The organism is Cognatishimia sp. WU-CL00825 (assembly GCF_040364665.1).
Taxonomy (GTDB): domain Bacteria; phylum Pseudomonadota; class Alphaproteobacteria; order Rhodobacterales; family Rhodobacteraceae; genus Cognatishimia.
Genome location: NZ_BAABWX010000001.1, coordinates 1,226,683 through 1,248,126, shown reverse-complemented (window position 1 = coordinate 1,248,126; position 21,444 = coordinate 1,226,683). Strand labels below are relative to the sequence as shown.

The 21,444-nt window shown below is 53.2% G+C and carries 17 protein-coding genes; 12 read left to right on the top strand and 5 right to left on the bottom strand.

Annotation, left to right across the window (positions count from 1 at the left end):
• Positions 1 to 76 precede the first annotated feature (76 nt).
• Both ABXG94_RS06185 and ABXG94_RS06180 read left to right on the top strand, forming a co-directional pair.
• The gene (locus ABXG94_RS06185) at positions 77 to 487 is read left to right on the top strand and encodes a hypothetical protein (protein ID WP_353532944.1); all 411 of its coding nucleotides are present in this window, start codon (positions 77 to 79) and stop codon (positions 485 to 487) included.
• A 127-nt stretch (positions 488 to 614) separates the two neighbouring features.
• Positions 615 to 1,214, top strand: coding sequence for a superoxide dismutase (locus tag ABXG94_RS06180; protein ID WP_353532943.1), 600 nt, complete (start codon positions 615 to 617; stop codon positions 1,212 to 1,214).
• A 75-nt stretch (positions 1,215 to 1,289) separates the two neighbouring features.
• On the opposite strand, the gene ABXG94_RS06175 is transcribed toward ABXG94_RS06180, so the two are convergent.
• Entirely contained in the window at positions 1,290 to 1,841 is a 552-nt protein-coding gene (locus tag ABXG94_RS06175) for an LOG family protein (RefSeq protein ID WP_353532942.1), read from the bottom strand.
• 100 nt (positions 1,842 to 1,941) lie between these two features.
• On the opposite strand from ABXG94_RS06175, the gene ABXG94_RS06170 reads away from it, so the two are divergent.
• Together ABXG94_RS06170 and ABXG94_RS06165 are read left to right on the top strand one after the other, a co-directional pair.
• Entirely contained in the window at positions 1,942 to 3,429 is a 1,488-nt protein-coding gene (locus ABXG94_RS06170) for a LysM peptidoglycan-binding domain-containing protein (RefSeq protein ID WP_353532941.1), read from the top strand.
• Positions 3,430 to 3,594: 165 nt separating this feature from the next.
• A complete protein-coding gene (locus ABXG94_RS06165) occupies positions 3,595 to 5,418 on the top strand; it encodes an ABCB family ABC transporter ATP-binding protein/permease (RefSeq protein ID WP_353532940.1) in 1,824 nt (607 codons plus the stop codon).
• Here ABXG94_RS06165 and ABXG94_RS06160 read toward each other — a convergent pair.
• Genes ABXG94_RS06160 through ABXG94_RS06150 form a run of 3 tightly spaced genes read right to left on the bottom strand, consistent with a single transcriptional unit; the run spans position 5,388 to position 10,960 of the window.
• Complete coding sequence (locus ABXG94_RS06160; RefSeq protein ID WP_353532939.1) at positions 5,388 to 5,834, bottom strand: DUF6841 family protein; 447 nt, start codon at positions 5,832 to 5,834, stop codon at positions 5,388 to 5,390. The genes ABXG94_RS06165 and ABXG94_RS06160 overlap by 31 nt on opposite strands.
• 15 nt (positions 5,835 to 5,849) lie before the next feature.
• On the bottom strand, positions 5,850 to 9,719 hold the full coding sequence (locus ABXG94_RS06155; RefSeq protein WP_353532938.1) for an efflux RND transporter permease subunit: 3,870 nt from the start codon (positions 9,717 to 9,719) through the stop codon (positions 5,850 to 5,852).
• A complete protein-coding gene (locus ABXG94_RS06150; protein ID WP_353532937.1) occupies positions 9,716 to 10,960 on the bottom strand; it encodes an efflux RND transporter periplasmic adaptor subunit in 1,245 nt (414 codons plus the stop codon). Before ABXG94_RS06150 ends, ABXG94_RS06155 begins: the two co-directional genes overlap by 4 nt.
• 207 nt (positions 10,961 to 11,167) lie before the next feature.
• Between ABXG94_RS06150 and ABXG94_RS06145 the strand changes: the two genes are divergently transcribed.
• The 5 genes from ABXG94_RS06145 to ABXG94_RS06125 all read left to right on the top strand — a co-directional run bounded on the left by ABXG94_RS06145 (position 11,168) and on the right by ABXG94_RS06125 (position 16,373).
• Positions 11,168 to 11,848 carry a tetratricopeptide repeat protein gene (locus ABXG94_RS06145; RefSeq protein WP_353532936.1) on the top strand — a complete coding sequence of 227 codons (681 nt, stop codon included), beginning with the start codon at positions 11,168 to 11,170 and terminating at the stop codon, positions 11,846 to 11,848.
• Between the two features lie 24 nt (positions 11,849 to 11,872).
• Positions 11,873 to 13,177: a PQQ-like beta-propeller repeat protein gene (locus tag ABXG94_RS06140; RefSeq protein ID WP_353532935.1), complete on the top strand. Its 1,305-nt coding sequence runs from the start codon at positions 11,873 to 11,875 to the stop codon at positions 13,175 to 13,177.
• A gap of 46 nt (positions 13,178 to 13,223) precedes the next feature.
• Complete coding sequence (gene der / locus ABXG94_RS06135; RefSeq protein ID WP_353532934.1) at positions 13,224 to 14,693, top strand: ribosome biogenesis GTPase Der; 1,470 nt, start codon at positions 13,224 to 13,226, stop codon at positions 14,691 to 14,693.
• A gap of 310 nt (positions 14,694 to 15,003) precedes the next feature.
• On the top strand, positions 15,004 to 15,240 hold the full coding sequence (locus ABXG94_RS06130) for an EF-hand domain-containing protein (protein ID WP_353532933.1): 237 nt from the start codon (positions 15,004 to 15,006) through the stop codon (positions 15,238 to 15,240).
• 167 nt (positions 15,241 to 15,407) lie between these two features.
• Positions 15,408 to 16,373 (top strand): fatty acid desaturase, encoded by a 966-nt coding sequence (locus ABXG94_RS06125; RefSeq protein WP_353532932.1) that lies wholly within the window; start codon positions 15,408 to 15,410, stop codon positions 16,371 to 16,373.
• A 56-nt stretch (positions 16,374 to 16,429) separates the two neighbouring features.
• Here ABXG94_RS06125 and serS read toward each other — a convergent pair whose 3' ends face one another.
• Positions 16,430 to 17,722 (bottom strand): serine--tRNA ligase, encoded by a 1,293-nt coding sequence (gene serS, locus ABXG94_RS06120; RefSeq protein WP_353532931.1) that lies wholly within the window; start codon positions 17,720 to 17,722, stop codon positions 16,430 to 16,432.
• A gap of 251 nt (positions 17,723 to 17,973) precedes the next feature.
• Here serS and ABXG94_RS06115 point away from each other — a divergent pair, with 251 nt between their 5' ends.
• From ABXG94_RS06115 to secD, 3 genes are all read left to right on the top strand, one after another.
• On the top strand, positions 17,974 to 19,173 hold the full coding sequence (locus tag ABXG94_RS06115) for an EAL domain-containing protein (protein WP_353532929.1): 1,200 nt from the start codon (positions 17,974 to 17,976) through the stop codon (positions 19,171 to 19,173).
• A 293-nt stretch (positions 19,174 to 19,466) separates the two neighbouring features.
• A complete protein-coding gene (gene yajC / locus ABXG94_RS06110) occupies positions 19,467 to 19,748 on the top strand; it encodes a preprotein translocase subunit YajC (RefSeq protein WP_353532928.1) in 282 nt (93 codons plus the stop codon).
• A 33-nt stretch (positions 19,749 to 19,781) separates the two neighbouring features.
• Entirely contained in the window at positions 19,782 to 21,443 is a 1,662-nt protein-coding gene (gene secD / locus ABXG94_RS06105; protein WP_353532927.1) for a protein translocase subunit SecD, read from the top strand.
• Position 21,444 lies beyond the last annotated feature (1 nt).

Genomic DNA, 21,444 nt, shown 5'->3' with positions numbered 1-21,444 from the left:
GCAAAGGAGCGCTGTCGCTGCGCGCTATGCAGCCCAAGCTTTTATGGAAAAAGTCAATTAAGCAAAGGTTAGTTTTATGAAGTCTTTGGTTCTCGCAGCCGTTTTTATGGCCGGTCTTGGCTCTGTTGCTTCAGCTGCAGACACTTACAAATGTGATTTCTCGGGCGCTGGTACCGGCAATTGGGTTCCGGATGTGTTTTTCATCAAAGTTGATGCTGAAAACAACAGCGCGGCTATTCGTGATGGCCGCAAACAAGGTGCTGACAAGAACGGTTGGCGCAAAGCAAAGATCCGCCGCCATACCGAGAAAAGCGTTTCTGTTGGCTGGTCAATAGAGCGTATGAAAAGCTCTACAAACCAGAATGTTTCGATGGATTACCGCGTGGTTATCGTGAAGAAAACCCAGAAAGCCAATGTGATGATCGAGCCTCGTGGCTATCGCAATACTTTTCAGGGCAAAGGGCGTTGCGCGGTCTTGAAAGGCTAATTTGACGTCGCAACCGGGTTTTTATCAAGGTCAGGGCAGGGCGGAATGCGCTTTGCCCTTGACCTTTTGCGCCAAAAACTCACATCTGTGATCCAGAGAGACCGCACGAACTTATGAGGAGGCCACCATGGCTTTTGAACTTCCTGATCTTCCTTACGCCCACGATGCATTGGCAGCGCACGGCATGTCAGCTGAAACGCTGGAATTCCACCACGACCTGCACCACAATGCCTATGTCACAAACGGCAATGCTGCGATTGCTGGCACCGAGTGGGAGGGTAAGACCCTCGAAGAGATCATTGTTGGCACCTATAACGCGACATCTGTTGCGCAAAACGGTATTTTCAACAACATCTCTCAGCTTTGGAACCACAACCAATTCTGGGAAATGATGGGCCCCAACAAGACAGCTATGCCAGGCGAGCTGGAAAAAGCGATTGTTGAGAGCTTTGGCTCCGTTGACGATTTCAAAAAACAGTTCTCTGCCGCGGGTGCAGGCCAATTTGGGTCTGGCTGGGCTTGGTTGGTAAAGAATGCTGACGGATCTTTGGCTGTTACCAAAACTGAAAACGGTGTGAACCCATTGTGCTTTGGTCAAACGGCGCTTTTGGGTTGTGATGTTTGGGAGCATTCTTATTACATCGACTTCCGCAACAAACGTCCTGTCTACCTGTCCAACTTTTTGGACAACCTGGTGGACTGGGAAAACGTCGCGGGTCGTCTGTGATCTGCTAAAGATTTCCGTGTATCTGAAAAAAAGGCCTCGGGATTTCCTGGGGCCTTATTTGTTTGCAGTACGTGCTTAAGAAAACTTGGTTTTCAAAGCTTGAGTGGTTTCGGCAATGGTTTCACACACCTGAAAGTAGCCTTTGAGTGACGGGTCAGCAAACCCTTGCGCGACCACATGATCAACCAGATCAATCAACGGCTGCCAATATTGATTGATGTTACACAGAATTATCGGGTTTTCATGCAGGCCCAATTGGCGCCAGGTCAGGATCTCGAAGAATTCGTCAAGTGAGCCAGCGCCGCCTGGCAGGACAACAATAGCGTTGCTGTTCATGAACATGACTTTCTTGCGCTCGTGCATGTTTTCGGTGACCACAAATTGCGTGAGGTCAGTTTTACCGACCTCACGTTTTAGCAGGTGGGTTGGGATCACACCAAAGGTTTCACCGCCAGCATCCTGTGTCGCGCGGGCCGTCGCGCCCATCAACCCAACGTCCCCCGCGCCGTAAACCAGACGCCAGTTTTCGGCAACGATTGCTTTGCCCAACTGTGTGGCGGCTGTTTCGTATGCGGGGTCAATCCCGGAACGTGATCCGCAAAAGACACAAATTGACGTCTTGGCCATAGAATATTCCAATGTTTTGAATGCTCTTTTGACCACACTTACCCAAGTTGATAGTGTCGCTCAACCGAGACGACTGCCAATATCTGGGGAAAGGGCAGCAATGAGTAAAATTGCATCAGCAGCGACGTCTAGCGCCGCTGCGATCGGGGCCGCAGCCATTGTGGCCATAGGAATTGGGCTTTATGTTGGGGGGGTGTTTGCGCCAGAGGCGGTTGATACCGCTGGAACAACGCCAAAATCCGCCGCAGTTAAGGCTGAGAAAGCCGGGATTGAGATCGCCGCGGCGCCTGCAGCTGAAATCAAAAAACCAGCGTCACAACCCGCGGAAAAGCCAGAAGCAGCGGCTGCTGATACCGCTTTGCCTGCAGCGGCACCTTCTGGTGCGACGCCAGAGAACGCTGAGACCGCAAAAAAGGCCGAGAATTCAGAGAGTGTGGGAACCACGGTGCCTGCCTTTGATGTTGTTCGGGTTGAAACCGATGGCAGCGCGCTGATTGCCGGGTCAGCTGCTGAAGGCGCGACAGTGTCGATTGTGGTTGATGGTGCGAAAGTGGCAGAAGTGACTGCCGGGCAAGATGGCAGTTTTACGAGCTTTGTGACGTTGCAACCCAGCGATGATGCGCAGGTATTGAGCTTGTCCCAAAACGTTGATGGGCAAGAACAGCAGTCTGATGCTACAGTGATTGTCGCGCCGACGCCAAAGGTGGTTGCTGCTCCGACGGTTCCAGAAGCAACAGAGCTGGCCGGATTGGCACCCCAATCAGAGACAGCTTCTGGGTCTGTGACCAAGACCACAGAAGCGGCGGTAGCGCCTGGGGAAAAAACGATGCCTGTTGCGGGGGAGGCCCCGGCTGATACAGGTGCAGATACTGTCGCCGCTGTGACGCCGGATGCGGACACTCAGCCAGTGACAGCAAAGCCCGCTGCGGTTGCCAATGCTGAAGTTGCAGAAGACAGCGAAAGCACTGGCGCGCTTGAGATTGCTTCTGTTGACGCGGCTGGCGCGGTGGATCAGCCCTCAGTGCTTGAGCCGGCTCGACCTGCAGTGCCGACTGTGATCGTGAATGACAATGATGGCGCACGGCTGTTGCAAGCGCCACAGCCAGATACCTCTGAAGAGGTTTTGAACACAATTGCACTGGACGCGATCAGCTATGCAGCTGACGGGGCGGTGCAATTGTCAGGGCGGGCCACCCAACAGGGTTTTGTGCGGGTCTATCTGAACAATCAGCAGCGTCTTGTGGTGCCGGTTGCCGACAACGGCAGTTGGCAAGCTGAACTGCCAGACGTGGACACAGGTGTGTATACGCTGCGGGTGGATCAGATTTCTGACGCAGGCACCGTGGTGTCGCGGGTGGAAACCCCGTTTAAGCGCGAACCGCGCGAAGAATTGCAGACCGCAGCAATTGAGGTTGCGCAAAAGCGCGTGCTGGCCGTCACGGTTCAACCGGGCAACACGCTTTGGGCGATTGCACGGGATAACTATGGCGATGGCATTCAATACATCAAAGTGTTTGAAGCCAACAAAGATCGTATTCGCAATCCGGATCTGATTTATCCGGGGCAGGTGTTCACGGTTCCTGAGTAAACGCTTTGAACATTGGCACGTCGACGGGGGCGGTCTGCCCCCGCTTGGCCCAAGGGCCAATTCACCCCCGCGAGTATTTATTCAAAGGTGAATGGGCCTTGGGCTGGTCTTTTGGGGCTTGGGGGCTTAAGTCATTGAGCTGGGCAGCGAAAATGGGGGCGGATCATGCAAAAATGGCGCACGGCATCTGATGAGGAGTTGGCACGGGCAAAAGATCGCTCTGGTTGGCAGATTATTCGCCGGGTTGCACCCTATTTATGGCCAAAGGACCAACTGTGGGTAAAGCAGCGGGTGGTGCTGGCGATGTCGGCACTTATCGCCTCTAAAGCCATCGCGGTTTATGTGCCACAAATCTATAAAGGTGCGGTTGATACCTTGGCGCTGGAAGGCGCGTCAACCTTGATGCTGGGCGCGGTTGGCCTGACGGTTGCTTATGGGCTAGCGCGGTTGATGGCTGTGGCGTTTCAGAACCTGCGAGATGCGGTTTTTGCCCGTGTCGGCCAACGGGCTTTGCGGCGGCTGGCTCTGGAAACCTTTGAACATATTCACCGATTATCAATGCGTTATCATATCACCCGCAAGACCGGTGGTCTGAGCCGGATCATTGAGCGCGGGGTCAAAGGCGTTGAGTTTCTGCTGCGCTTTATGTTGTTTTCCATTGGGCCGCTGATCCTTGAGCTGATTTTGATCGCAGCCATTTTGTATTACACTTTGGATGTGTGGTATTTGACAGTGATTGTTGTGACAATTGCTGCCTATGTGACCTTTACGTTCAAAGTCACGGAATGGCGCGTGAAATTGCGCCGGATCATGAATGATCAGGACACCGATGCCAATCAAAAGGCCATCGACAGTCTGCTGAACTTTGAAACCGTTAAGTACTTTGGTGCAGAACGGCGCGAGGCGCAGCGTTATGATCAATCCATGAAGGGATATGAATCTGCAGCGATCAAAACCGCCTATAGCCTTGCGGCGCTGAATGTTGGCCAGTCGTTCCTGATCACTGGCGGTTTGGTTGTGGTTATGGTGATGGCGGCAATGGGGGTCGAAAATGGCTCGTTGACGGTGGGCGATTTTGTGATGGTAAACGCCTATATGATCCAGATCACCATGCCGCTGAACTTTTTGGGCACAGTCTATCGCGAGATCCGCCAGAGCCTGGTGGATATGGGTGAGATGTTTGATTTGCTGGAACAACCTGCGGAGGTTCAGGACCTGTCGGACGCCAAGCCTTTGAAGGTGGATGGCGGCAAAATTGAACTGGACGATGTTGTCTTTGGCTATGATGAGGCACGGCCAATCCTGAAGGGCGTGAGCCTGACGGTTGGGGCAGGGCAAAATGTTGCGATTGTCGGGGCTTCTGGCTCTGGTAAATCGACCATTGGTCGGTTGTTGTTTCGGTTTTATGACGTGCATTCGGGCGGATTGCGGATTGACGGTCAGGACGTGCGCGACGTGACCCAACAAAGCCTGCATGACGCCATTGGTGTGGTGCCCCAGGACACGGTGCTGTTCAATGACACCATCCGCTATAACATCGCTTATGGGCGCGATGGCGCGACCGAAGCCGATATCATTGCGGCCGCGCAGGCGGCACAGATCCACGACTTTATTGCCTCGCTTCCAGAGGGCTATGAAACCGCTGTTGGCGAACGTGGCTTGAAGCTGTCGGGTGGCGAAAAGCAGCGCGTAGGCATCGCGCGGACCTTGCTTAAGGACCCGCCGTTGCTGTTGTTGGATGAGGCGACATCTGCGCTGGATACCGAAACGGAGCAATCCATCAAAGATGCGCTGGCGCATGCAGGCAAGGGCCGCACGGTGATTACAATTGCCCACCGCCTGTCCACCATCGCTGAAGCCGACCGGATTGTGGTGTTAGAGCAGGGGCTAATTGTCGAAGAAGGCACACATGCCGATCTGCTGGAGCGGGAAGGCCGTTATGCGCATCTGTGGCATCGTCAGCTGAGTGAAAGCAGCGAAGCCGCCTGATTGGGCACGTCCTGATCGAGCACTGCTGGATCGTCTGTGGTTATCTTTAGTTTGCACAGGCCCCAGCAGTTATCCTGCTGTTTTTGCATGAGATATGTGCAGGACCATTGCCCCATGACTTCGTCGTTAGCGTCGAGGGCCTTGTCCTGGGTGCAGACCAGAGCTTCGCCGTCGTCTGGTACGTGCACAAAGCAAACATTCTTGCGAAGCGCCGCGATGTCATAGGCGTCATAGAGCGATTGTGATTGCAGAATTGCCGCTGCAAGCTCGGTTTGGTTTTGGCAAATGCGAGATTTGCCAAAAACCGATATTTCACATGGAAAATGCCAGAATGCGGACACTTGGTCCGCATTCATTGTTTTACAGGTCTGAAGATATTCCGTCAGAAAAAACCTGACTTCAGAAATTGTATTCACCGCAGGTCACCCAAATCACTCGGCTGCCTGCAGCTTGGTCGCGTCATCCGTCACATTGTCCACCGCAGGGGCACCGTCGTCCCAAAGGATCTCTGGTGCGCGGATTTGCTTGGCAGCACGGCGCAAAGCCCAGTCGCGCGCCGCGCGGCTGCCACGGCCACGGGTGAGGCGGGCGATCAGGCGGAAGCCCCAGGACACATAAGTGGTGAACCAAACACGCAGCGCCAGCATTGACGGGGTGAAGACCAAGGTCAGCACAGTGGCGATGCCAAGGCCAAAGACCACGGCGGTTGCCAGTTGCTTCCACCACAGGGCCGTTGGGCTGTCGATGGAATAGCCGCCACCAATGAAATCAAGACTAAGGCCAAACATCATTGGGGCAAGACCTGCCATTGTGGTGATGGTGGTCAACAAAACCGGGCGCAGACGGTCTTGGGCCGTGCGTACAATCGCCTCGATTCGCGGCATGAATTGACTGTATTCCTGGTAGGTGTCGATCAGAACAATGTTGTTGTTCACCACAATCCCTGCCAGAGCCACAATGCCTGTGCCTGTCATGATAATCGAGAAGGCTTGGTCCATGACCAGCATGCCGATCAACACGCCCGCTGTGGACAGGATCACCGCGAGAAGAACCAGAACAGAGTTGTAGAAACTGTTGAACTGGGCCAGCAGAATGATGAACATCAGACCCAAAGCGCCAAGGAAAGCATTGGCCAAGAACGCTTGGCTTTCGGCTTCGTCTTCTTGGTCGCCGGTCCATTCCCATTCTATGCCAGTAGGGAAGGGTTTGGTTTCTTGGAGCCACGAAGTTATGTTTGCAATACGTTCAGCGGGGCTCATTGGAACCAACTTAACAGTTGCATTCCCTTGTTCTAGCTGTTCGTTTACTTGTTGAATTGAAATTGCTGAAGCGACGTCCGGTACGTTGAACTGGCGAATTTCTTTACCAAACATCCATTCAAAAAACCAATTTCGGTGAATTGTGAGGTTGACGTTGCTCGGTTCTCCGTCTTCGATTTGTTCTTGAGTTAGCTGATAGCCAAATCCAACATCTAGAATTCCCGTTTCTAGCGCCGTTCCTTCTTCGTCCAGCGGAACCAACTGAAGAATTTCAATTCCCGGCTGCACACCCGCCTTCACATCAAAGATGCGTGTCTGGTCAACGCGGTTGATTTCGGCCAGTTTTGGCACCGGTTTGCGGGTGATGAAGTTTGACAGCGGCACAAGCCCATCGGGGGTGCGCACTTTCAGAGTGTCCAAGGTGGACAGCACGCGATCTTTTTCAGGTAGACGCACGCGAATGTCGATCTCTTCATCAGAGCTGTCAACGCGCATGGTGTCTAGCAAAATGCCGCGTGTCACCAATTGGACCATCGCACCAACAGTGGCGACGTCAGCGCCATAGCGCCCAGCCTTTTGCACGTCGACGTCGATTTGCCAGTCGATGCCCGGCAGGGGGCGTGTGTCTTCGATCAGGGTCAGACCAGCGGTGTCGTCAAATTTGTCACGGGCGATCTTGATCGAGGTCATCAAGTCGTCCCAATTGTCGCCTTTGACGCGCAGGTGCACAGGTTTGGCCGAAGCTGGCCCACGATCTGCGGCCAGAATTTCAATGCGCGCGCCGGGAATTTTCTTGAGCTCGGCGGTCAGTTCTTCGATCACCAAATCGCCATCAAAATCAGCGGCCTTGATGGCCCGATTGATGGTGATGCCGGTGAAGGGTATATCAAACCACGGTTCTCTTGCGTCCGGCCGATCTTCCCATGGGATGGTTTCCAGTTGGATTTGTCCGATGGTGTCTTTTGGCGGCTGTGCGCCACCGGTGTTGCTGTTCAGGCCGCCTTCGCCCGCAAAAGAGAACGCGGTTTTGATGCCTGGATGTTGCAGCACCAGATCCTCGGCCTGAGACACGATGCCGTCTTTTTGTTCAAGCGACAGATTGCCTTTTGCCAGAACATAGACAATGGCTTGTTCAGGTTCGGATTCAACAAAAAATTCGACGCCATTGTTGTTTGCGCCAAAGAACATAAAGACCGAGACCACAAAGCCACCCACAGCCGCGATCGAAACCAAAGGCATGATCGGGTTGCCAGCGATCAATTTGATAAACCAACCAAAAGGTGACAGCACGCGGCCAACCTTGATGCGTTTTTGACGGCGGGTCAGCATGATGGCGTCAACTGTGATCGACGCTGCAAATGCTCCAAGCAGGAACACGACAAAGCCAGCTAGGAAGGGGAATACGCCGCCCTCTGCGCCCGCTGCGCCCAACAGGAAGGTGGGGTTCAGGATCTGCATGGCCCCAAGGAATATTACAAAGAGCGAGGGTGGCACCAAAAGGATGCGCACAAGCCAAGGGGTACGTTTGCGCAGGGTGACGGATGATTCGTGGAAAAAGCGGCTCATACGGCCAGAAACACCGCCCATAACCGGCAAGTAGATCAGGGCCACAACCAAAGAGGCCGACAAAACAAAGATCAAGGTGACGGGCAGCATGCCCATGAACTGACCGGGCACACCTGGCCAGAACAGCATTGGCAAAAAGGCACAAAGCGTTGTCGCCGTTGACGACACAATTGGCCAGAACATGCGTTTGGCGGCTTCGACATAGGCGTGCATCGGACCAACGCCTTCGTTAATGCGCTTGTCGGCGTATTCAACCACAACAATCGCACCGTCCACCAACATGCCAACGGCCAAAATCAGACCAAACATAACGATGTTGGAAATGGTGATGCCCATCAGTGCCAAAAGCACAAAGCACAGCAAGAAAGAGGTCGGGATCGCAAAGCCAACCAACAGCGCGGCACGGGTTCCAAGCGCCGCAAGAACAACGATCATCACGAGGGCAATCGCCGTCAAAACCGAGCCTTCGAGCTGGCCAACCATTGAACCGACAATCCGGCTTTGGTCATTTGAAGTGCCAACTTCGACGGCGGCCTTAAGCTCGTGTGGCCAATCTGCTGCAGCTTCGTCCACGGTTTGACGGATCAATTCCGCAGTATCAATCAGGTTAAACCCTTTGCGCTTCACCACCTGCAACGCAACGGTATTGACGGCATTGAACCGCGCGGTGCCTGTGCGATCTTCAAAAGTCAGATTGATTTCAGCAAGGTCGCCAAGGGTGACAATCCGGTCGCCATTTATTTTGACGGGCAGGGTGTAAACATCACGAGCTTCGTCAAAGCTGGATGGGATTTTGACAGCAAATTTACCCTGCGCGGTTTCGATTTCACCGGCGGCAATCAATTGGTTGTTGTTGCGCACAACGTTGATCAATTCGCTGGCGGTCACATTATAAGATTCAAGTCTCAGCGGGTCGATGAGCACTTCGAGCATCTCATCGCGTTTGCCGGCAATCCCGGCTTCGAGCACCGCGTCAAGCGATTCAAGCTTGTCTTGCAGCGCATCGGCCACTTTGGACATGGTGCGTTCGGGAACACGGCCCGTCAGGTTGACGATGATGATCGGGAATTCGGAAAAGTTAATCTCGTTGATCGAATATTTGTCGGCACCTGCGGGGAATTGCGCCTCGGCTGTGCTCATCGAGTCGCGCACATCCGCCATGATTTTGGTCTTGTCCCAACCAAATTCGAATTCTAGCGCAACACCCGCATAGCCTTCGGCAGCGGTTGAAGAGAGCTTTTTGAGGCCATCAAGATCTGACAGCTCTGTTTCCATCGGTTTTACAAGCAGCGTTTCACTGTCAGCTGCCGAAATTCCGGGGAAGGGTACAGACACAAAGAGAGCAGGAATTTCAATGTCTGGTTCGCCTTCTTTGGGAAGGCTCCAGTATGCAAAACCGCCTACCGCAAGCGATAAGACGATAAAAGCAAGTACCATGCGGGCCCGTTCGGCGGCCCAGTCAACCACGCCAATCATTCGTTATGCTCCTGATAGCTTGCTTCAACTGGTACACCGGACACGACGTATTCTTGACCAATGATAATTACATTTGCTTTGTCGGGCAGACCCGAAAGCCAAACCCCATCAATCGTGTCGCGCAGGGCGACAACCGGTACAAATTCGGCCATGTTTTCATCGGAAACGATGCGCACACCAAGCTGACCGTGGTCGTTCAGCGTGAGGGCTGATTGGGGTAGAAGATGTGCGGCTTTGCCTTCGGCCCCGATGATGATTTCGGCGGTTTGCCCGTCGCGAATGGTCAGCTCTGGGTTTGGTACGGCGATTTCGACACGAAATGTGCGTGTCGCAGGATCAGCGGCGCGCGAAATAAAGGTAACGTCGCCCCGCACTTCTTGTCCACTGGCAAGACGCGCTCCGGCCATCGCGCCAATTTGCACACGGCCCACTTCGGTTTCGGGTACAAAGCCAACCAGTTTGATCGGGTCCAGTTCAATGATTGTTGCGCAATGCGCGCCATTCTGGCCCTGGGTTTGCAACAGGCTGCCGGTCTCGGCGGTGTCGGTTTCTAACAAGCCGGAAAACGGAGCAAATATTGTCAGGCGGTCAATTTCCTTTTGGGCAACGGCGACGCGCGCTTCGGCGGATTGAATGCCAGCTCGGGCGCTTTCCAGACCAGAGGTGGCGGAGGCAACACCGGCCTCGGCCGCGCGAACTGTAGCCTGAGTGGCGGCAACCCGCGTGTCAGAGGCAAAACCACCTTGGGACAGTTTTGAAGCGGCGTTGTCATTGATTTTGGCTTCTTCAAGCCGCGCGTTTGCCTCGGCGACGCGGGCCGCAGCGGTGGGGACGCCAGCGCGAGCCTCTGCAAGGCGTGCTTTGGCTTCGGCCAATGCAGCCCCACGGGTGCCCGGATCGATTTCACACATTACTTGCCCAGCGGTGACAAAGCTGCCTTTGCGCAGTGGTTCTGAAATGACCAAACCGGTTGTCTCACCCAGTACGTCAATTTGGCGTTGGGCTTCTGTTTCGCCACGCACGACAACTGCGCTGTCGATGTTGCGCGCTGCCGAATGAACAGCAACAACCCGCACAACGTCTGTTTGTGTGATCTCTGGTGTGGTTTCCGCTGTGACATCAGTTGTTTCTTCGACAGCGTCATCTGTTGATGCGAACGCCAAAAGCGTGTCACGTTCAATGATAAAGAGGTACATAAAGGCCGCAACCACTACGGCAATAATTAACGGGACAATTCGCATCTTGGGTGACTTTCGTTCTTGCGCGTTTTCCAAAAGAAATAGAGGCCCAGAACCCAATTACAATAGGCTGAAATGATTTTTCTGAACCGACCAGTTCAGTTTAAATTCTTCTTTGATGACATTCAAGTGCATCATTGCTGTCTTGGTGGACTTGGAACTTTGCAAGGGACAAGGTAAGAGAGTTGCGAATTAACCGGGGGTTTGGGTGTGAGCAATACCGACAGTTTCATTGATGAGGTCACCGAAGAAGTCCGTCGCGACAAACTGTTTGGGACGATGCGCAAATATGGGTGGATCGCCGTGGTTGCTGTTGTCGCGGTCGTTGGCGGGGCCAGCTGGAACGAATACCAGAAATCACAGACCGTAAATGCGGCACGAGCCACAGGGGATGCCTTGTTGGAAGCTTTGGGTGAGAACGAGGCGGCGGCGCGCGTCACCGCATTACAAAATGCCACTTTGTCTTCGGCACAGGCCGACGTTGTCCGCCAGTTTTTGCTCAGTGCTGAACAAGCAGGTTCAGGCAGTGACGCAGAGGCCGCGCAAACGCTTGACGGTTTTCTAAGCACGTCGCCTGATGCGGCCTTAATCTATAAGTCTATTGCAGAGCTTAAAGCGCTTATGCTGGGGGCCGAGAGTATCCCTGCAGAGGAACGGCGCGCGCGACTTGAAGCCATGAGCCAACCGGGTTTGCCGCTGGCGTTGCTGGCGTCTGAGCAATTGGCGCTGGCCGAGATTGCAGATGGGCAGTCTGACGCGGCGATTTCCCGCCTTCAGGCGATCATCCTTGATGCAGGCGTGTCATCGGGCTTGCGTCAGCGCTCAACACAGTTGATTGTGGCGTTGGGCGGTGTTCCTGAAACATTGCCGTCGCTGAGCGCAACCCAATAAGCGCAACCGACCGGAGGGCAGGGCATGTCACAACAAAATTGGATTTTGGCTGCAGTTGCGGCGGTGGTTTTAGCAGGCTGCGCAGATCAGGATGTTATTCTGCAAGGCGCGCGTGAAGAGCTGCGCGGTGCAGAGCCACAAATTGAGTTGCCCTCTGAAACGCGCGCAGTGCGTTTGGCAAAGCAAGTGTCCAATTCTGATTGGACCCATCGTCACGGCACCCAGAAGTTCCGCACGGCCCATCCCGCGTTGTCCGCAACCCCAAATCTGGTTTGGAGCGCCTCTATCGGCGAGGGTGACAAGCGGCGTCAAAGAATTTCGACAGATCCGGTTGTCGCGGATGGCCGTGTCTTTACTATTGATTCCACGGCAACTTTAAGCGCCACATCGACATCGGGTACAGCCCTTTGGTCGCGTGATATGACCACCTCGGGGGACCGTCCGAACGAGGCCTCTGGTGGGGGGATCGCGGTTGGCGAAGGCAAGCTTTTTGTCACCACAGGATTTGGCCGTCTAAAGGCGTTTGATCCGGCAACCGGTGAAGAGCTGTGGGAACAAAGGCTGGGCAGCGTCGGCAATGGCAGCCCGACTGTCTATGGCGGCTTGGTCTATGTGGTTTCCGGTGATGATCTGGCCTGGGCGCTTGACGCAAACACAGGTCGCATCCAGTGGCAATTGTCGTCGACGCCTGACATCAACAATTTACAGGTGCCTTCAGCGCCTGCGGTTTCTGATAAATTCGTGTTGTTTGCCTTTGGCTCTGGCGAGATTCAGGCCGCCTTTCGTAAGGGAGGCCTACGGTTCTGGGATGCGGGCATTCAAGGCAAACGTATTGGACGCGCGCTCTCGACTGTAGGCGATATTGCGGGCGACCCGGTTATTGTTGGCAAGACCGTTTACGTGGCCAATCACTCTGGGCGACTCGTTGCACTGGACCTTGATACCGGTGCCCGCAAATGGACAGTGGAGGAAGGGGCACTGAGCCCAGTCTGGCCTGCTGGAGATTCTGTCTATTTGGTAAATGAGCAAAATCAATTGGTGCGTTTGGATGCAAATTCTGGGGCGCATATTTGGGCAAAACGACTGCCTGATTTCATCAAACAGAAACCACGTAAACAGGTGCAGCGCTACGCGCATTTTGGGCCGGTTTTGGCCGGCGGACAGCTGATTGTTGCATCCTCAGATGGCGTGCTGCGCAGCTTTGATCCTGCTTCTGGCGATCTGATCCGCACCGTTGAAATTCCGGGGGGCGCTGCCTCTAATCCGGTTGTCGCGGGCAACACGCTGTATGTGGTTGGTAAAAAGGGTGCTTTGCACGCTTTCCGTTAAGGAAAATTTGCTGTAAGGCGGATCTTCAGAGTCTCTGGAGAGCAATATGAGTTTCACACTGGCAATCGTGGGCCGTCCCAATGTGGGCAAATCCACGCTGTTTAACCGATTGGTAGGCAAAAAACTTGCGCTGGTTGATGATCAACCCGGTGTGACGCGTGACCTGCGCGAAGGTGAGGGGCGTGTTGGAGACATTCGGTTTACGGTGATTGATTCAGCGGGTCTGGAAGAAGCAACAGATGATTCTCTGCAAGGCCGTATGCGTCGCTTGACCGAACGTGCGGTTGAAATGGCAGATGTCTGTCTGTTTATGATCGATGCCCGCGCAGGTGTAACCCCTGCCGATATGGTGTTTGCTGAAATTCTGCGTAAGAAATCCGCGCATGTGATCCTGGCCGCCAATAAGGCTGAAGGTTCCGCCGCAGATGCAGGGGTGATTGACGCCTATTCCTTGGGGCTTGGTGAACCAATTCGACTGTCTGCGGAGCATGGCGAAGGTTTGAATGACCTTTACACCCATCTGATGCCCGTTGATGAGAAATTCGCAAAAGCCTCTGAAGACAATGCACCTGCTGTCGATGTGACCATTGACGGCGAAAACGAAGACGACGCGTTTGTTGTTGAAATGCCATCCCGCGAGAAACCTTTGCAGATTGCCGTGGTGGGACGCCCAAATGCTGGCAAGTCGACTTTGATCAACCAGATTATTGGCGAAGAGCGGCTTTTGACGGGCCCAGAGGCTGGCATTACCCGCGACGCGATTTCGGTGCGCATCGATTGGTCCGAAACTCCTGTGCGGATCTTTGACACTGCGGGCATGCGGAAAAAGGCAAAGATCCAAGACAAAGTTGAAAAGTTGTCTGTTTCTGATGGGCTGCGCGCCGTGAAATTCGCCGAGATCGTTGTTGTGTTGCTGGATGCAGCAATTCCGTTTGAACAACAGGATTTGCGTATTGCTGATTTGGCAGAGCGTGAAGGTCGGGCCGTGGTAGTCGCGGTCAATAAATGGGACATCGAAGGCGATAAACAACAAAAACTGCGTGACCTGAAAGAGTCCTTTGGGCGTCTGCTGCCACAGTTGCGAGGGGCCCCCTTGGTCACTGTATCGGCAAAGACCGGCCGGGGGCTTGATCGTCTGCATGACGCCATTGTTCAGGCCTATATGGTCTGGAATCGCCGGGTGACCACCGCGCAATTGAACCGTTGGCTGATTGGGATGCTCGAGCAGCATCCGCCGCCCGCGCCACAAGGCAAACGCATCAAGTTGCGCTATATGACCCAGGCCAAAAGCCGTCCGCCTGGATTTGTTGTTATGTGTAGCCATCCAGACAAATTGCCCGAAAGCTATTCGCGCTATTTGGTGAATGGGCTGCGTGAAGATTTTGACATGCCTGGTACGCCGATCCGGCTTTATATGCGCGGACAGGGGGATCAGAACCCCTATAAAGGTGCACGTAAGAAAAACGCGGGATCGCTGAAAAAGCACCTTAAGCCACGTGCCCTGCGCGACAAGTAATCAAACAGCCCTGCCTTTTGGCGGGGCTTTTTTTTGCGATTTGGTTGCATCTGACTAAGACAATATTCGCTCAATTTCTGGGTTTTGAGGGCATGGGCCTTGTTTCGCGCAGAGACGCGCGGAACTTCGCAAACGGCGGAATTTGTTGCAACGCCCGGGCGTAAATTGGCCGATTTTTTCAGCCATATTAAGCCGATGCCTCGCGCTTGTTTGCCTGATTTTCGCTTTTGATTTGAGCAGGTTGTCTGTCGGCTCATCCTGGATCAATCGTTTGGGGCGGCAATCATGCCGATCTTAAAAGGAGCTAAATATGACACGTATCGCAACACTTATGACCCTGGTATTCGGCGTTACTGCAAGCGCAGCCTTGGCCGAAGTGATGGTCGTGGATGCCGATGAAAATGGCACATATTCGTTTGTCGAAATGACAGCGGCCTATCCGAGTTTGACCGAAGACCTGTTTGGTCAAATTGATGCGGATGCTGATGGTGAGATTTCAGCAGAGGAACTGCAAGCCGCAACTGAGGCTGATATTCTGCCGAAATAAGCCACTTATTACCCTTCGTTGGTTTGTATCAGCAGTTGGTTGATCGATTGATCAACCGAAACACCTCGCGGTTTTCGCGGGGTGTTTTGTTCTTGGGGCAAAATTAGGAGTTTGTTTACTTTTGTTAAAGAAAGTTGGGTTTTGGATTTTATTTTCAGGAACGCATTATGTCTGCTCTCAAAGTTTCGCTGGTCTATCGCAAGGTGAGCGCGCGCGCCGCAATTTTTCAATTGCTTGTGACGTTGGTTTGTTATGTTTCACTGCTGTGGTCAGCCGTGGCTTTGGCTGATCAGATTTGGTTGTGTTTGCCACTGATGGCTGCTTGTGGCTTGGCCGCGGTGCGTCTTTATATGTTGCAGCATGATTGCATGCACCGGTGTTTCATCAGGCCAAGATGGTTGAACGACACAATTGGAATTCTGTTGTCACCCTTCACGCTGACACCGTTTTATATGGGGCGCTACAATCACAATCAGCATCATAGCCATGTTGGGGATCTTGATCGGCGTGACACCTTTGAAATCAACGTGATGACGGTGCAAGAGTTTCGTGATGCCAGCCCAAGGCAGCGGGTCCTTTACCGGCTATATCGCAGTCCCTTGACCCTGTTGGTTGTTGGGCCATTTCTGGTCTATGGCATTGTGCATCGTTTCCCAAAAAACACCATAAAAGCCGGCCTTTTGTGGGATGTGTTTCTGCACAACCTTTTAGTAGTTGGTTATTTGACTGTGGTTTATTTGGTCTTTGGCGGGCAAGGTTTGGCCGTTTTGTTTGGGGCCATCTATTGCGGTGTCTCGATGGGCGCGTTTATTCCCTATGTCGAACATAACTTTGAAACCATTCATTGGGGGCGACGGCCAGAGCTTGATCCGCAAACAGCGGCACTGAGAGCGTCTGCCGTGCTGGATTTTGGAAATGTTTTTCATTGGGTCACGGCCAATATCGGTTTTCACGATCTGCACCATCTGAATCCCAATATCCCAAGTTACAACTTAAAGCGCGCCTATGCTGCGTTGGAACGAGACGGATTGTTGCAGTCCCACAAAATCACGTTTCGACAAGGGCTTGGCTGTTTGAAATGGAAGTTATGGGACGAAGAGCAGCAGAAAATGGTGGGTTTTGCTGCGCTGTGACGCAAATGGGCGACAGAGCCGCCCATTCTTGTTTGTGTAGATAAGGCTGCTGAGGGTTAGCCCAGAGTGCCATCGGTGTGTAAGGTGGTTTTTCCGCCTAAATATGGCGCAAGAACCTCTGGCAGCTGCACCGAACCGTCGGCTTGCTGGCCGTTTTCCAGAACTGCGATCAGGCAGCGGCCAACAGCCAGCCCTGATCCATTCAACGTGTGCACAAACTCTGGCTTGCCACCCTCTGCGGGGCGGAAACGCGCGTTCATGCGGCGGGCCTGAAAATCGCCTGTGGTCGAGACCGAACTGATTTCCCGATAGGCATTTTGCCCCGGCAACCATGCTTCGATATCAAAAGTGCGGCGCGCGCCAAATCCCATGTCGCCGGTGCACAGAATGACGGTGCGGTATGGGATGCCAAGTGCCTCCAGAATGCCTTCGGCGCAGCCAAGCATGCGCTTTTGCTCTTCGTCGGATTTGTCAGGATGTGTGATCGAAACCATTTCGACTTTTTCAAACTGGTGCTGACGCAGCATGCCAGATGTGTCGCGTCCGGCAGAGCCAGCTTCGGAGCGGAAGCAAAGCGAATGCGCAGTCATACGCATTGGCAGGGCGTCTTCGTCGACGACCTCTTCGGCCACCGAATATGTCAACGGAATTTCCGAGGTGGAAATGAGCCACCAACCATTGGTGGTTTGATAACTGTCTTCGGCGAATTTTGGCAACTTATCCGTGCCATACATGGCTTGGTCACGCACCAACACGGGTGTGTTCACTTCGGTCAGCCCGTTTTCATCAACATGCTTGTCCAACATGAATTGCGACAAGGCCCGATGGATCCGCGCGACAGCCCCTTTGAGCATGACAAACCGCGCGCCAGATATTTTTGCAGCAACGTCAAAGTTCATCGACGCAGCAACAGAAGCGATTTCAAAATGCTCTTTTGCGGTAAAATCCAGCGTCGCAGGTTTGCCCCATTTGCTGATTTCGACATTTTCAGTTTCGTCAGCCCCCTGAGGCACGTCTTGGGCCGGCAAGTTTGGAATGCGTGCCAGCATGTCGGTCAACTTTGCATCAAGGTCTTTTGCCTCGTTCTGCATAGCGGCGACTTCTTCCTTCTTTTGCCCAACCAAGGCACGCAGGCGTTCAAATTCAGCATCATCGCCTTTGGCTTTGGCGGCACCGACCAGTTTGCTGGCTTTCTTTTGGTCAGACTGGGCGGTTTCCGACGCGGTGATCTTTGCCCGGCGCTCTGCATCGACCTCTAATAGAGCGGAGGACATTGGCGCATCGCCACGGCGAGAGAGGGCGGCATCAAAGGCGGCCGGATTATCGCGGATCGCACGGATGTCATGCATGGATCATGTCCTTTTGAAGTGAATCATTTCTGCCCTGCTTATGGCTTATTTTTCAGGACTTCGAAACCGGCTGCATTGGGTTTGTGGTTGGGAGAGTGTTTTCAGGCTGCAAACGTCCGCCGGGCAATGTGAATTACGGCCTATGATTCAAATTCACACCAAATTCTATGTTCAATTATCCGGCTGATTTAGCGGCAGTTAGGACCTGACAGATAGGTGGTGAGGGTGCGCCTTTTTGTCGGAGATTCCCATTGGCATCAGTCACTGAAGTCAACTTGAACGCCGGGGACATCCTGTATCATCAGGGTGATCCCAACGATTCCGCCTATATCGTGGAATCAGGGGTAATCTTGCTGTTCAGTGAAAGAGACGGTGAGCGCATCGATTGTGAAAGGCGCACAACCGGGTGTATTTTGGGGGAAACTTCGATTTTGACCAACAGTCCGCGTGCTGTTTCTGTAGAGGCGGTTACACCCTGTCGGCTATATCGGCTTTCCGCCAAAAGCATATGGGATGATTTTGAAGCCCTAGATCCGCTTTTGCTTTCTTGTGTGGAGACCACGATTGACTTTGTGGGACGGTACAATGACCCGGTTGAACAACGTTCCGGAGAAGCCCCATTTGCACCAAGCACGTTGAGAAACTCGGCTCAGATCATTGAAAAATTCAAATTTGAGCTGGATATCGAAAAGGGGATTGATCGGAAAGAATTCCATATGGCCTACCAGCCGATTGTGTGGCTTGAGACAGGTAAGATTGCTGGATTTGAGGCGTTGATGCGTTGGCAGCATCCAAGCATGGGCAATGTTAGACCCGACCGATTTATCGAGGTAGCGGAGGAAACTGGATGCATCGGAAAATTGACTGAGTTTGCCTTGCTAGAGTCCTGTGGTGCCTTGCGTCGCTTCAACGATCTGGGCGAAACGGGACTTTTTGCTTCGGTCAACGTGTCTGGGCAGGACATCGGGAAGCTTGGTTTTGTTGATTTCTTTAAACATGTCTTAGACTTGAATGATCTGATGCCCGCGCAGGTGAAACTTGAAGTGACGGAAACCGCACTGGTGCCTGACTCCAGCTGTGCAGCAGACAATCTAAGACTTTTGAGCGAGCTAGGCTGTGGTATTTCAATCGATGATTTTGGCACAGGCTATTCCAATCTTGCCTATCTCAAAACCTTGCCACTTACCGCCCTTAAGATTGATCGAGCCTTTGCGGGAGACGCTTTTGCCAACTCGGTTTCGCGCACGATTGTGCGCATGCTAGTTGGCCTAGGGCGGGAGTTGCGCGTGGATGTCATTGCCGAAGGCCTTGAGACCGAAGATGATGTCAGAACACTGCTTGAACTTGGGTGCGACTTTGCTCAAGGGTACTATTTTTACAAACCCATGTCAGAAACCGAGTTGGGCGAGATACTTGGCAAAAAAAGTCACATCCCGAAAGTCGTGGCGTAAGCAATTTCTGGCATTGTGCTGGGAAGCTGTTTTGCCGAAATATGCAGATGCATTACCTAAATCCCATATCAAAATAGGTGTTTGTTCAAAGCCTTGATGCTTTGGTAAAAAACTGACCTTAGACAGTGCGACGCGTTCGGCAAGTTCTGGCAGATATCTGACCCGTTGGCAGCCTAAAGTAGACAATTCCCCATCATGCAATCTCAACGGCTTTGGTCCTTGCATATATGTGCGTTGGCAAATAGGTTCCCTGCAAAATTCGCGGGTTTGCCCGCTAACAAAAGGACACTCAAATGGAAGCTTTCCAACAATTTATCCCGCTGATTTTGATCTTTGCGATTATGTATTTCTTGTTGATCCGTCCGCAGCAGAAAAAAGCTAAAGAGCATACGGCCATGGTGGCAGCTGTTCGCCGCGGTGACGAGGTGGTGACCCAAGGTGGCCTGATCGGCAAAGTGTCCAAAGTCAAAGACGGCAATGAAATCGAAGTGGAATTGGCTGAAGGCATTAAAGTGCGCGTCGTGCAATCTACTTTGGCGCAAGTCGTTTCAAAAACTGAACCGGTTAAATCTTAATTCGCTGATCGCGACAAAAAGGGCAGGCGCATCATGCTGCAAATCGACCTTTGGAAACGGGTCCTGATCTGGAGCGTGTGTGCGCTGGGTCTTCTTCTCGCGCTTCCAAACGGGTTTTACACCCGCGTAGAGACCCACAACGATGCAACCGCTTCGTTGGACGCCGGTTTTTCTGGCAATGGACTGGAAGAGCAGGCGGGCATGTGGCCTAATTGGATGCCATCATCGCTTGTAAATCTGGGTTTGGATTTGCGGGGCGGTGCGCATCTGCTGGCCGAAGTCAAAGTCGAAGAAGTGTATGAAACACGCATGAAAGGCCTGTGGCCCGAAGTGCGTAACCTGTTGCGCGATCAACGCGCAACCGTTGGCACAGTGCGCCTTCAACCGTCTGCACCTGACGCGTTGCGGGTTAAGCTTTCCAAGCCTGAAGCTATCCAAGAGGCCGCAAATCTTGTGCGCGGACTGGCGCAGCCGGTTGTCTCTTTGACCGCAGCTGGGGCCACTGACATAGTGGTGTCTGTAGACGATGACAGCCTGTTGATTACCCTATCTGAGGCCGAGCGTCTGGCTACAGATCAGCGCACAGTGCAGCAAGCTTTGGAAATTATCCGCCGTCGGATTGATGAGGTTGGAACGCGCGAACCGACCATTCAAAGGCAGGGTGCGGACCGCATTCTTATTCAGGTGCCGGGCATTGGATCAGCTGCCGAACTCAAAGACATTATTGGCACCACGGCCCTGTTGTCATTTAATCCGGTTGTTGGCCGGGCCGGTGATGCCAATGCCGCTGCAGGCGCTGGCAACGAGGTTTTGCCCGCCGTCGAAGAAGGCGGTGGCTTTTATGTCATCGAGAGCGCCTTTGTTGTAAGCGGCGAAGAGCTGACAGATGCGCAGCCGTCGTTTGACCAAAACGGCCGCCCGGCCGTGTCTTTCCGGTTTAATCCGTCAGGCGCGCGCAAATTTGGTGACTATACAGCTGAAAACATTGGCTCGCCCTTTGCCATCGTTCTTGATGGCGAGGTGATCAGCGCACCGGTGATCCAAAGCCATATTCCTGGTGGTTCCGGCATTATTACTGGCAGCTTCTCTGTCGAAGAAAGTACAAACCTCGCGGTTCTACTGCGCGCGGGTGCATTGCCTGCCGGGTTGGAGTTCTTGGAAGAACGGACCATCGGACCGGAGTTGGGACAAGATAGTATCGAGGCAGGTCGCATCGCTTGTATCGTGGCTTTTGCAGCGGTTTTGGTGTTCATGTTCCTTAGCTATGGCACCTTTGGCCTGTTCGCCAATATCGCTTTGATCATCAACGTCGGACTTATTTTTGGTCTTTTGTCCTTGGTGGGTGCAACGCTGACCTTGCCCGGTATCGCGGGCATTGTTCTGACGATTGGCATGGCGGTGGACGCCAATGTTCTGGTGTTTGAACGTATTCGTGAAGAAGTCAAAAATGGCAAAGGCGCTGCGCGCTCTATCGATCTTGGCTATGAAAAAGCGCTTAGCGCCATTATCGATGCCAACATCACGACGTTCCTGACCGCAGTGATCCTGTTTGCCATGGGCTCGGGGCCAGTGCGTGGGTTTGCCATCACGCTTGGCTTGGGCATTCTGACGTCGGTGTTCACGGCGATTTATGTCACCCGTTTGATCATTGTCATCTGGTTTGAACGCCGTCGACCCAAAAAGATAGAGGTATAGG

Excerpts from the sequence above, each read along its gene's own strand:
- ABXG94_RS06185 (WP_353532944.1), top strand. The coding sequence starts at position 77 with ATGAAGTCTTTGGTTCTCGCAGCCGTTTTTATGGCCGGTCTTGGCTCT.
- ABXG94_RS06180 (WP_353532943.1), top strand. The coding sequence starts at position 615 with ATGGCTTTTGAACTTCCTGATCTTCCTTACGCCCACGATGCATTGGCA.
- ABXG94_RS06175 (WP_353532942.1), bottom strand. The coding sequence starts at position 1,841 with ATGGCCAAGACGTCAATTTGTGTCTTTTGCGGATCACGTTCCGGGATT.
- ABXG94_RS06170 (WP_353532941.1), top strand. The coding sequence starts at position 1,942 with ATGAGTAAAATTGCATCAGCAGCGACGTCTAGCGCCGCTGCGATCGGG.
- ABXG94_RS06165 (WP_353532940.1), top strand. The coding sequence starts at position 3,595 with ATGCAAAAATGGCGCACGGCATCTGATGAGGAGTTGGCACGGGCAAAA.
- ABXG94_RS06155 (WP_353532938.1), bottom strand. The coding sequence starts at position 9,719 with ATGATTGGCGTGGTTGACTGGGCCGCCGAACGGGCCCGCATGGTACTT.
- ABXG94_RS06150 (WP_353532937.1), bottom strand. The coding sequence starts at position 10,960 with ATGCGAATTGTCCCGTTAATTATTGCCGTAGTGGTTGCGGCCTTTATG.
- ABXG94_RS06140 (WP_353532935.1), top strand. The coding sequence starts at position 11,873 with ATGTCACAACAAAATTGGATTTTGGCTGCAGTTGCGGCGGTGGTTTTA.
- der (WP_353532934.1), top strand. The coding sequence starts at position 13,224 with ATGAGTTTCACACTGGCAATCGTGGGCCGTCCCAATGTGGGCAAATCC.
- ABXG94_RS06130 (WP_353532933.1), top strand. The coding sequence starts at position 15,004 with ATGACACGTATCGCAACACTTATGACCCTGGTATTCGGCGTTACTGCA.
- ABXG94_RS06125 (WP_353532932.1), top strand. The coding sequence starts at position 15,408 with ATGTCTGCTCTCAAAGTTTCGCTGGTCTATCGCAAGGTGAGCGCGCGC.
- serS (WP_353532931.1), bottom strand. The coding sequence starts at position 17,722 with ATGCATGACATCCGTGCGATCCGCGATAATCCGGCCGCCTTTGATGCC.
- yajC (WP_353532928.1), top strand. The coding sequence starts at position 19,467 with ATGGAAGCTTTCCAACAATTTATCCCGCTGATTTTGATCTTTGCGATT.
- secD (WP_353532927.1), top strand. The coding sequence starts at position 19,782 with ATGCTGCAAATCGACCTTTGGAAACGGGTCCTGATCTGGAGCGTGTGT.